This is a genomic window from Streptomyces sp. PTL18 (assembly GCF_059510295.1).
In genome coordinates this window covers 1-10,025 of the sequence record NZ_JCAJZO010000064.1, presented here as the reverse complement: position 1 = coordinate 10,025, position 10,025 = coordinate 1, and the positions used below count along the sequence as shown (strand labels likewise).

Sequence of the window (10,025 nt, the reverse complement as noted above, 5' to 3'; positions counted from 1 at the left end):
GATCCTGGTGGTCGCCGCCACCGACGGCCCGATGCCGCAGACCAAGGAGCAGGTAATCCTGGCCCGCCAGGTCGGCGTGCCGTACATCGTCGTCGCCCTGAACAAGGCCGACATGGTGGACGACGAGGAGATCCTGGAGCTCGTCGAGCTCGAGGTCCGTGAGCTCCTCACCGAGTACGGGTTCCCGGGAGACGACGTCCCGGTCGTTCGCGTCTCCGCTCTGAAGGCGTTGGAAGGCGACCCGCAGTGGGGCGCGAAGCTCCTCGAACTGATGAACGCCGTCGAGGAGTCGATCCCTACCCCGCAGCGCGACGGCGACAAGCCCTTCCTGATGCCGATCGAGGACGTCTTCACCATCACCGGTCGCGGCACGATCGTCACCGGCCGGATCGAGCGCGGTGTCATCCGGGTCAACGAGACCGTCGACATCATCGGCATCCAGCCTGACACGGCAACGGCTGAGGTCGTCGGCGTCGAGATGTTCCGCAAGCTGCTCGACGAGGGCCGGGCCGGTGAGAACGTCGGTCTGCTGCTCCGCGGCATCAAGCGCGAGGACGTCGAGCGCGGCAGAGTACTCGTCAGCCCCGGCTCGGCCACGCCGCACACCGAGTTCGAGGCGCAGGCCTACATCCTGTCCAAGGACGAGGGTGGCCGCCACACGCCGTTCTTCAACAACTACCGCCCGCAGTTCTACTTCCGTACGACGGACGTGACCGGCGTCGTGACCCTCCCCGAGGGCACCAAGATGGTCATGCCGGGTGACAACACCAAGATGAAAGTAGAGCTGCTCCAGCCCATCGCCATGGAGGAGGGCCTCAAGTTCGCCATCCGCGAGGGCGGCCGCACCGTCGGCGCCGGCCAGGTGACCCGAGTCCTCAAGAAGACCCCCACGGTGGGTGCCTCACCGAGACCGCAGCCCGCGTCGCCACGAAGAGAAGCCGCTACGGCAGCGAGCACCCCATCACCGGTCGGCGATGGACGTGTCACCGGCAGGGTGAAGTGGTTCAACGTGGAGAAGGGGTTGGGATTCATCAGACCCGACTTCGGCGGACCAGACACCTTCGTCTCCTACCGCGACATCGAAGGCACCGGATTCCGGACCCTCCAGGAGAATCAACCTGTCAGCTTCAACGTGCGGCAAGGTCCGCGCGGACCCGAGGCGACGAACGTGAGGCCCTTGTGACGTACGGCCTACGCCGAGCAGCACCTGCCCGCGTGCAGCATCGGCACAGACGCGGCCCGCCGGGATCCGTGCCACACTCCTCGACAGCCGGCCTCACCACATCGGCCTGGACACCAGCCTGCTCGGGCGGAGCAGGCTCCAGAGCGACCCCACACCGTCTCCCCGGCCTCGGTATAGCCTGTTGGACGTAGGGCTACTGCAGCCCCGACCCGACCAACAGCAGGGGCCGGACGGGAACATCCTGTCCGGCCCCGCGGCTCGTCGCCGTACGCGCCTATGCCCAGCGCATCCCGATGGCGGAGAGCTGCTCCACCCGCTCCGGCGTCAGTGTCGCGGCCCTGCTCCGCTGGTTCCCGATCCATGCCCCGAGCCGGAGCTGTCGCTCCTCCTGGTCCTCGCCGACGATCGTCTCGACGTGCTTCCTCGGCACCCGAAGGTGTCCCTCGCGCTCGTAGAACTGCTTGGCGGCCGCGTAGTTCATTGCCCACTTGTCCGCCTGGCTGCGGCGTGGCTTGGGCTTCTCGTCCTCGGCCGCGGGCTCGATCCCGAGGATGTGTTCGCACATCCACTGCTGGACGCCTGTGAGCTTGTCCCAAGCCGAGCCGGATCGAGCGCACCCACCGGCCAAGGTCTTCGCCCTGGTGCACGACGACGCCCGGCTCCATTGGCAGCTCGCCGTCGGCCTCCAGGTGCTGCCGGACCAGGTGGAAGGCGCGCTGCCACTCCACCGGCCAGGTGGGGCACCACGACGGGTCGATCTCCTCCAACTGCTCGCGCCGCTCGTCCGACAGAGCGCCGGCCACCGACTGCACCAGCAGCCCCTCGGCACGTCGCTGTTCGTTCTCGGCGGCCTTCCGGGCGGCGGCCCCCTGGTTCTTGAGCCAGATTCCTACCCGGTAGCCCTGGTAGGTGGCGTCCAGGGGCGCCAGGAGGTGCCCGTTCTCTTTGGCCCATCCGCGGGCGGCGGCGAGTCCTTCTTCCCATGCGACGTCGTAGTGGGACCAGATCATGCCGAGCTTTTCCAGCTGCCGCCCGCGTCATCGCCCAGACGTCGAACACGCTCGGCGACGTCTGGACCTCGACCCGCGTGCTGTCTGCGCCGAGGATCTACAAGTCCCGGCGACCCGCTGCAGGCCCCGGCGGGCGGTCGATAGTCGTCGTAGTCGGCACAGTCGTTGTCGCAGTCCCACATGAACTCGCGGCGGACCAGGTCCGCCGGGTCGTCGTCCACATCGGCGTACCGGTCGAGCGCGAAGACTCCCTCCGTGGCGCCGGGGAACGCCCTGTCGAGGACGGACCGCAGGTGCACGATGTCCGGGAACCCCGTCACGCCCTGGTCGTCGGGGGTGTCCGCGCGCAGTGCGCCCGTGAGGGCGTCGGGGCCGCCGAGGGCCAGGTCAGGGGTGAGCCAGCGGCCGCGGCCGCCGTCGGCGCGGGCGATGACCCGCACCCATGTGCCGTGCGAGTGCAGTCCGCCGCCCCAGTGGGGGCCGTCGAAGTCCTGATCGTTGACGCGGTACACGGTGGGCTCGGGGCAGCGTCCGGAGCGGTGCAGGACGAAGGCGTTGCGGCACTGCGGGCACCAGGCGTGCGCCTTGGGGTTGTCCGGTTCGGGGTTGAGCAGCTGCCGAGTCTCCGGGTCGGCGGCCGCGCGCAACAGCGCGGTGTACTTCCCGCCGGCGGACGGCCGGACAGCTCAAGCCCGCTGGGCAGCGGTGGGCTGGTTCTTGGGCATCAGGTGCTCCGATGGGCGGCCTCACGCTCCGCCGGATCGAGGCACGACGGGACTGCACGGGCCCGAAGGACCTTGGCCACGGCCGACCGTGGCGGCGTGGGCGCCGGTCGGCGGCGGACGGCAGTGCGTGTCCAGCCGCGCCCACCATAACCCGCTCCGCCTCCGCGCCCCCGCATCTGCGGGCGACACGCCTCACCGCGCCGCAGACCGACGTACGGCAGGGTCTCGGCGTCCAGGCGGGAGAAGACCAGATCGGTCATCTCCGTGACGGGCCCGCGCCAGCGCACCGGCGGAACGGGCCGCCGCAGGGCGGCCGGATAGCTGCCCGCGCCATAGTCGTTGGCCATCCGGTAGGCGTGAAACCCGTGCGCGTTGAGCGGGCCGAGGACGTCGTCGACGGTGTGGCCCTGTTTGGCCAAGGTCTCGGCGTGACCTCGATGACCAGTACCTGCGGCAGAGGCGCGACACACGGGGTTGCTCATTGCCTCGCTACCTCGAAGTGATCGGCTCCGGTTATCTAATGCGGTTTGTCATGATTCTTCGTCAGGTGTCCCGTGTCGCTCGTGCTTTGTGGCGTGGGGGGTGCGGGGCGCTTTGCTGTGAGGAGAGGTGAACTCGCGGATGAGCGCTCGTGCGCGTAGGCAGGGCGATCTGTCTCGGGTCGGCCGTCGGTGGCCCGTGGCCGTGTTTCGGGCCCTGGGCGCTGGGATGCTCCCGGTTCGTGCCGTCGGTGCGTCCGGTCCGGTCGGCTCGGGTGGACGGCGTGGGGAGCGCGGTGTGGGGGTGGTGTCGGTGGGGAGCGTTTTGCTGTCCGGTATGGCGCTGCTGGCGGCCACGGCTCCACCCGTAGCCGCCGCACCGACGGGAGCCAAGCCGGCCACCGCCCCGGTACGGGCACGAGGTACTGACCCATCGTTCACCTTCGGCTTCACCGGGGCCCCGCAGAGCCTCACCGTCCCCGCGAACGCGGTGGTCACGATCACCGCGGATGGCGCCGGGGGCGCCGACTACACCGGCAAACCTTGTCTTTTCCTGACGTCGGGCGGGACGGGGGCGCGGGTGGTGACCACTCTGCCGCCATCCGCCTCCCCGACGACCTACACTGTCAACGTCGGGGGCACCGGCGCCGCCGGCTGCAACCAAAGCGGCGCCGGCGGCTTCAACGGCGGCGCCCCAGGAGGCAGTGCGAGCGGCCCCAATGGCGCTCGCCAGGGCGGTTCCGGCGGAGGCGGGGCGTCCAGCGTCAGCACCGGCACCAGCCTCCTCGTCGTCGCTGGTGGTGGCGGCGGTGCCGGCGGAGCCAACGCCGGCGCCGGAATTGAAGGGGGAAACGGGGGCAACGGTGGCACACCGGACGCCACCGCCGGCACCACCGGAGCATCCCTTTTTGGCGGTTCGCCGGGAGGCGGCGGGCAAGGCGGCAGCACCACCACCATGACCGGCGGCACCGGCGGTCCGCCCGGCAGTCCCCATGCCCCTTGCACGGCCACCGCGGGTGGCCCGGGGAGCGGTTTCACCGGCGCCACGCCCGGCACCGGGGGCACCGGCGGCAACAGCACCGCGTGCTTTTTTGCTGGGGCCGGGGGAGGCGGCGGCGGAGGATACTTCGCCGGCGGCGGTGGCGGCGGAGCCACCGAGCTCCTAACCGGCGCTAGCTACGCTAATGGTGGTGGCGGTGGTGGGGGCAGCAGCTTCGCCACCCCGTCGGGCACCGGAACCAGCTTCAGCGCCTCGACGATCGGGACGGCAAACCACAACGGCCAGGTGACCATCTCCTACGTCGTCCCGTCCTTGACCATCGCCAAGACCCACACCGGGCACTTCACCCAGGGGCGGGACGGCACCTACACCATCACCGTGGGCAACGCCGCCGGGGCCGCCCCGACCAACGGCAGCCCGGTCACCGTGCAGGACACCCTCCCTGTCGGGCTCAGCGCCGACAGCATCCGCGGCACGGGATGGAACTGCACCCTGAACACCCTCACCTGCACCCGTAGCGACGTCCTCCCCGCCGGAAGCAGCTACCCCTCCATCACCCTGAAGGTGGACGTCTCCTGCACCGCCCCCCGCCGGGTCACCAACACCGCGACGGTCACCGGGGGCGGCGACACCGCCACCCACACCGCCACCGACCCCACCGAGATCAAGAACCACGAGCACCACGAGCACCACGAGCACGACGAGTGCTGCGAGCACCACGACCACTCATAACCCAACCGACCCGTGTCAACGGCGGGACCTGGGCTGCCTGTCGATCCGACAGGAACTCGACCGACACCAGGTCCCCCCGAAGATCGACAACATCGACCCGCGAAGGCTGCGCCGTACGATCAGCCCAGGTCAAAGCGCCAATCGAGGCCGCGAGGGCTTAGCGCACGATCTGGGTCTGTGTGGCGAACGGTCCACGCCTGTCTCATCAACGGCGCTCTGCGAGGCGGTGTGCAAGGTGGAGCACGGGTACCCCGGACCGGCAACGGACCGGGTGCGCAACGCCTGCTCCAGCCCCTGCTCGATCTGCCCCACGTCCGCCTCCCCCAGCGGCCAGCCGACAGGGCCAGCTCCTGCAAGCCCGTGGCGTCGGTTCTCCCACACCCTCCGCCCCTGACCACCGGTTCCGGCGTTCCCGTGACAGCACCAGCTGTCATCGGCTACGCACGCCTGTCTATACCGGCCTCTTTTGGCCCCACCTCTCCGGGTTCGAGCGGCCCCAGGCGAGTTCCGGGTTCCGGTGGCCCCACCTGGGTTGGTAGTACCGGCACGACTTCGGTTGGCGTAATCGCTCGGTTGGTCCGGTTGGCGGCGTCAGGCTGGGTCTGTTCTTGATCGCGGCCGTGTCGGGAGGCCGGGTTGTTGTCGCGCGTGGAGTTGTTCGAGTGCATCCGTCGTGACCGGAGGTTGGAGCAGACCCCGGTCCGGGAGCTGGCGCGCAAGTACGGGGTGCACCGCAGGGTGGTGGTGCGCCGGGCTTTGGAGAGCGCGATGCCGCCTGAGCGGAAGGCGCCCTCGAAGCGCCGGTCAGTGCTGGACCCGGCCAAGGGCTGGATCGACGAGATGCTGCGGGCGGACCTGTCCGCCCCGCCGAAGCAGCGTCACACCAACCGGCGGATCCTGAACCGGCTGAGGGACGAGTACGGGTTCACCGAAGCCGCGTACACGACGCTGTCGGAGTACCTGCAAAAGCGCAGGCCGGAGATCAGGGCGGAGGCCGTCGAGGCCCGGCTCGTGCACGAGGGCTTCGTGCCGCAGGTCCACCTGCCGGGCGAGGAGGCGGAGGTCGACTTCGCCGAGGTCTGGGTGCGGGTGGACGGCAAGCCGATCGCCTGCCACCTGTTCACCTTTCGCCTGTCGTACTCGGGCAAGGCGGTCCACCGGGTCTTCTCCTCGCAGAGCCAGGAAGCATTCATGCAGGGGCACCTGGATGCGTTCCGGCTGCTGGGAGGGGTGCCGACCCGTCACATCCGGTACGACAACCTGAAGCCGGCGGTCAAGACGGTCTGCTTCGGCCGCTCCCGGGTGGAGAGCCAGCGGTGGGTGGCGTTCCGCTCGCACTTCGGTTTCGACGCGTTCTACTGCATGCCCGGCCAGGACGGCGCGCACGAGAAGGGCGGCGTCGAGCACGAGGGAGGCCGCTTCCGCCGAACCCACCTGGTCCCCGTTCCCGAGGTGGACACGCTCGCGGACCTGAACGAGCACATCGAGCGGATCGAGGCACAAGAGGACGCCCGGCACATCGACAACCGCCCGACCTCGGTCGGCTTCGACTTCCGCGAGGAACAGTCGCTACTGCGACCGGTCCCTCTGGACGAGTTCGATGTCGGCCTGACCTCAACGCCGAAGGTCAACCGCTCCTCACGCGTGACGATCCGGCAGAACCACTACTCGGTGCCGGCCCGGTTCATCGGCCGCAACGTCCGAGTGTCGCTGCGGGCGGACGAGGTGCTGGTCTTCGACCGCCACGAGATCGTCGCCCGCCACCCCAGACTGCCCGGCCGCTACGGCTACCGGGATCTGCTGGACCACTACCTGGAGATCCTGCGGGCCAAGCCTGGCGCCCTGGAGGGTTCCACCGGTCTCACGGCGGCCCGCGCGGACGGCTCGTTCACCCCGGTCCACGATGCGTTCTGGGCCGCCGCCCGTGAGGCCCACGGCCGGGCAGAGGGCACCCGCGCGCTGATCGAGGTCCTGCTGCTGCACCGCCGCCTGCCCGCCGAGGCGGTCATCGCCGGAATGAGCGCGGTCCTGGAGGCGGGCTCGGTCTCCCCGGAACTGGTCGCGATCGAGGCCCGCAAGGCCCACGCCCTGGCCGGCGGACCCCCACCCGTCGTGATCGCGCCACCGGCCGTCGCCGAGGAGACCGAGGACATCGTGTCCGCGCGGGTGATCTCCCTGTCCAACAGACGTCCCGAACTACCGCCGGACACCCGCCCGGCGCCGTCACTGGCCGCCTACGGCCAGCTCCTTTCCATCACCTCGAAAGGCTCAGCATGACGCAGAGCACTGCTCAGGCCCCGAACGAGCAGGGGTCCTGGGCTTCCTCAGGGCTGCCCGGACAGCGGACCGCCGACCCGGCGATCGCCATCGATACGGCCTGCCGCTCGCTGGGCCTGACCACGATCCGCGGCCGTTGGGAGGAGACGGTCCAGCAGGCTCTGCGCGAGCACGCCTCCTACGCGGACTTCCTGGCCGAGCTGCTGGAGAGCGAGTGCGAGGACCGCGACGAACGGCGCAGGCTCCGCCGAGTCAAGGACGCGAACTTCCCACGCCAAAAGCGCATCGAGGACTTCGACTTCTCGAAGAACCCGAACGTCTCGCCGGAGGTCGTGAACACCCTCGCCACCATGGGCTGGGTGCGAGCAGGCCAGCCGCTCTGCCTGATCGGCGACTCCGGGACCGGAAAGTCCCACCTGCTGATCGGGATCGGCACCGCCGTCGCCGAAGCCGGCGGCCGGGTCCGCTACACGACCGCCGCGAACCTGGTCAACGAGCTCGCCGAGGCCGCCGACGACAAGCAACTCGGCCGCACGATCAAGAAGTACGGGCGGGTCGATCTTCTCTGTCTGGACGAGCTGGGCTACGTCAAGCTCGACCGGCACGGCGCCGAGCTGCTGTTCCAGATCTTCACGGAACGCGAGGAACGGCACGCGATCGCGATCGCCTCCAACCAGCCGTTCGTCGAATGGGACCAGACCTTCACCAACAAGCGGCTCTGCCAGGCCATCGTCGACCGCCTCACCTTCGAGGCCCACATCATCGAAACCGGCACCGAGTCCTTCCGACTGGCCAGCACCACCGCCAAGCGCAAGGCCGCCGCCGCATGACCCAGCCGGCCCCCGGCGAAGGGGCCGAACTCGCCCAATTCCTCCGCAGCCTGGCCGACTTCTTCACCACCGCCGACGAGCACATCGACCGGGCCCTGGACAGCCACTACGGCTTCGACACAGCCGTCGACTGGGCGATCTGCTCGCTAGAACTGCACGCAGACCGGTTGACCTGACGCACCGACATACCTTTCGGGCGGGTGCCATTCGGGCACCCGCCGCGATGGTCAGAGCCTGTGTTCAGTCGGAGACGGCGGCTTTCCAGACCCACGAGGTGAGGCGAGGGCGGTCGGCGAGCTCACCCCGGCCCGTGGACCAGAGAAGAACCTCGACGGGGTCACCGGGCGGAGCGTCGCGGAACAGCCGGCTGAGCACCGCGGCGCAGAGGTCCTCCGGAGGGCGCCACGCAATCCCCAGCCCCTGGGCGATGTCGTGCGTGTGGAGGAGGGTCTCGGCGACTCCCATCGCGGCGAATCCCTCCGGATCACACGGTCCCCAGTGCCAAGCGCGATCACCGGGTGCGGCTGCGGCGACGACGGTGCTCAACAGTCTTCCGCAAGCGGTCACCACCCTGAGCACCTCGCTCGCCGGCGCATCGGCGTTGACGGTGAGGTCAAAGGGTAGGTACGCGTCCGTCGGACGAGCCGCCAGCTGTCCGGCATAAGCGAGCAGGTCGTGCGCGACGTGCGCGGCAGTCTGCCAGCAGCTCCAGTCCAGCGCTCCCGCTCGGGTCTGCCAGTCCTCGGAGTCGTGCGGGCTGAGCGCCCGAACCATCTCGTCAACAGCCCGGTCGACGTCTCGACTATCGATGCGATGCATCCCGTGATCGTCGCAACGCTGACAAGTATCAACAAGCGGACCCCGACCACAGACGAAAACCGCCCGGACGCATCCTGTCGGGGGAGCAGTCCGGGCGGGCTCACGACTGGGCTTGCCTGCCGCAGATCTCACGCTACCGGTCACGCCCCGGCCATCGACACCACCGACCACCCCAACGCGCGCCAGGCCACGAAAAGGTCACCCGATCGAGGGGGTGGGGCCACGCGAACCCGGAACTCTCCAGCACCGCCTCGCGCCCTCACCTGTTCAGCGCAGAAGTGGGGCCAACGGAACCCGGAAGGGTGGGACCGATGGAACCCGTTAAAGACACACGCCCCCACCGCCGTCAATTACGCCCAGCGCATCCCGATCGCGGACAGCTGCTCCACCCGCTTAGGCGACAGCGTGGCGGCCCTGCTCCGCTGGTTCCCGATCCATGCCCCGAGCCGGAGCTGCCGTTCCTTCTGGTCCTCGCCCCTACCGCCGTCTCCATCGCCACCGCTGAGGACGATCGTCTCGACGTGCTTCCTCGGCACCCGAAGGTGTCCCTCGCTGACGATCTTGCCGCCCGATCCCGACCTCACCGCGCTGCGCGTCGAACTCGCGCGCCTGCGGGGCGAGCGCGGCTGGACCTTCGACGAACTCGCCGACCGCAGCGGCCTGGCCCGCCGCACCCTGATCGACCTGGAGCACGGTCGCACCACCGGCTGCGTCACCACCTGGCACGCTCTCGCCCACGCCTTCGACGTCCCCATCGAGCACCTGCTGGGCACCCTCTGCGACGACCACACCCCGCCCGGGGCGAAGGGCTCCTGACCCCGCCGAGCCCCGCCCATGAATCACCCGAACCGGCGAGCAGGCGCCGAACAGTCAAGCGGCAACTCGCATGCAGGTTCGCCCCGGATGGGCTGCCCGGGGGACGCGCCTCCGCCGTCCCCGCCGCTTCGGCGCGCCGCCTGGCACGGTCCGG

The 10,025-nt window shown here is 69.7% G+C and carries 11 protein-coding genes and 1 pseudogene; 6 read left to right on the top strand and 6 right to left on the bottom strand.

Going from position 1 to position 10,025, the window contains the following annotated elements; translation table 11 throughout:
• The coding region (locus tag AC5WS8_RS38505; protein WP_496108130.1) for an elongation factor Tu at positions 1-1,183 on the top strand (1,183 nt) is incomplete at its 5' end.
• Between the two features lie 274 nt (positions 1,184-1,457).
• Here AC5WS8_RS38505 and AC5WS8_RS38500 read toward each other — a convergent pair.
• The 4 genes and pseudogenes from AC5WS8_RS38500 to AC5WS8_RS38485 all read right to left on the bottom strand — a co-directional run bounded on the left by AC5WS8_RS38500 (position 1,458) and on the right by AC5WS8_RS38485 (position 3,337).
• Complete coding sequence (locus AC5WS8_RS38500) at positions 1,458-1,748, bottom strand: helicase associated domain-containing protein (RefSeq protein WP_496108129.1); 291 nt, start codon at positions 1,746-1,748, stop codon at positions 1,458-1,460.
• 238 nt (positions 1,749-1,986) lie between these two features.
• Positions 1,987-2,193: pseudogene (locus tag AC5WS8_RS38495) on the bottom strand (helicase associated domain-containing protein); the annotation flags it as partial.
• Positions 2,190-2,840 (bottom strand): hypothetical protein, encoded by a 651-nt coding sequence (locus AC5WS8_RS38490; RefSeq protein WP_496108128.1) that lies wholly within the window; start codon positions 2,838-2,840, stop codon positions 2,190-2,192. The pseudogene AC5WS8_RS38495 and the gene AC5WS8_RS38490, both read right to left, overlap by 4 nt.
• A 77-nt stretch (positions 2,841-2,917) precedes the next feature.
• Entirely contained in the window at positions 2,918-3,337 is a 420-nt protein-coding gene (locus tag AC5WS8_RS38485; RefSeq protein WP_496108127.1) for a hypothetical protein, read from the bottom strand.
• Positions 3,338-4,682: 1,345 nt separating this feature from the next.
• Between AC5WS8_RS38485 and AC5WS8_RS38480 the strand changes: the two genes are divergently transcribed.
• The 4 genes from AC5WS8_RS38480 (at position 4,683) to AC5WS8_RS38465 (ending at position 8,412) form a co-directional block, all read left to right on the top strand.
• Positions 4,683-5,129, top strand: a complete 447-nt coding sequence (locus AC5WS8_RS38480; protein WP_496108126.1) for a hypothetical protein — start codon at positions 4,683-4,685, stop codon at positions 5,127-5,129.
• Between the two features lie 636 nt (positions 5,130-5,765).
• Entirely contained in the window at positions 5,766-7,406 is a 1,641-nt protein-coding gene (gene istA / locus AC5WS8_RS38475) for an IS21 family transposase (protein ID WP_496108125.1), read from the top strand.
• A complete protein-coding gene (gene istB, locus AC5WS8_RS38470; protein ID WP_496108124.1) occupies positions 7,403-8,236 on the top strand; it encodes an IS21-like element helper ATPase IstB in 834 nt (277 codons plus the stop codon). Before istA ends, istB begins: the two co-directional genes overlap by 4 nt.
• On the top strand, positions 8,233-8,412 hold the full coding sequence (locus tag AC5WS8_RS38465) for a hypothetical protein (protein ID WP_496108123.1): 180 nt from the start codon (positions 8,233-8,235) through the stop codon (positions 8,410-8,412). Before istB ends, AC5WS8_RS38465 begins: the two co-directional genes overlap by 4 nt.
• Positions 8,413-8,476: 64 nt before the next feature.
• Here AC5WS8_RS38465 and AC5WS8_RS38460 read toward each other — a convergent pair whose 3' ends face one another.
• Both AC5WS8_RS38460 and AC5WS8_RS38455 read right to left on the bottom strand, forming a co-directional pair.
• On the bottom strand, positions 8,477-9,055 hold the full coding sequence (locus AC5WS8_RS38460; protein WP_496108122.1) for a maleylpyruvate isomerase N-terminal domain-containing protein: 579 nt from the start codon (positions 9,053-9,055) through the stop codon (positions 8,477-8,479).
• A gap of 350 nt (positions 9,056-9,405) precedes the next feature.
• Positions 9,406-9,639, bottom strand: a complete 234-nt coding sequence (locus tag AC5WS8_RS38455) for a helicase associated domain-containing protein (RefSeq protein ID WP_496108132.1) — start codon at positions 9,637-9,639, stop codon at positions 9,406-9,408.
• Here AC5WS8_RS38455 and AC5WS8_RS38450 point away from each other — a divergent pair.
• Positions 9,608-9,871, top strand: a complete 264-nt coding sequence (locus tag AC5WS8_RS38450) for a helix-turn-helix transcriptional regulator (RefSeq protein ID WP_496108131.1) — start codon at positions 9,608-9,610, stop codon at positions 9,869-9,871. The genes AC5WS8_RS38455 and AC5WS8_RS38450 overlap by 32 nt on opposite strands.
• Positions 9,872-10,025 lie beyond the last annotated feature (154 nt).

What these genes read in the sequence shown, in the direction of transcription:
- AC5WS8_RS38500 (WP_496108129.1), bottom strand. Translation starts at nt 1,748, where the DNA reads ATGTGCGAACACATCCTCGGGATCGAGCCCGCGGCCGAGGACGAGAAG.
- istB (WP_496108124.1), top strand. Translation starts at nt 7,403, where the DNA reads ATGACGCAGAGCACTGCTCAGGCCCCGAACGAGCAGGGGTCCTGGGCT.
- AC5WS8_RS38465 (WP_496108123.1), top strand. Translation starts at nt 8,233, where the DNA reads ATGACCCAGCCGGCCCCCGGCGAAGGGGCCGAACTCGCCCAATTCCTC.
- AC5WS8_RS38460 (WP_496108122.1), bottom strand. Translation starts at nt 9,055, where the DNA reads ATGCATCGCATCGATAGTCGAGACGTCGACCGGGCTGTTGACGAGATG.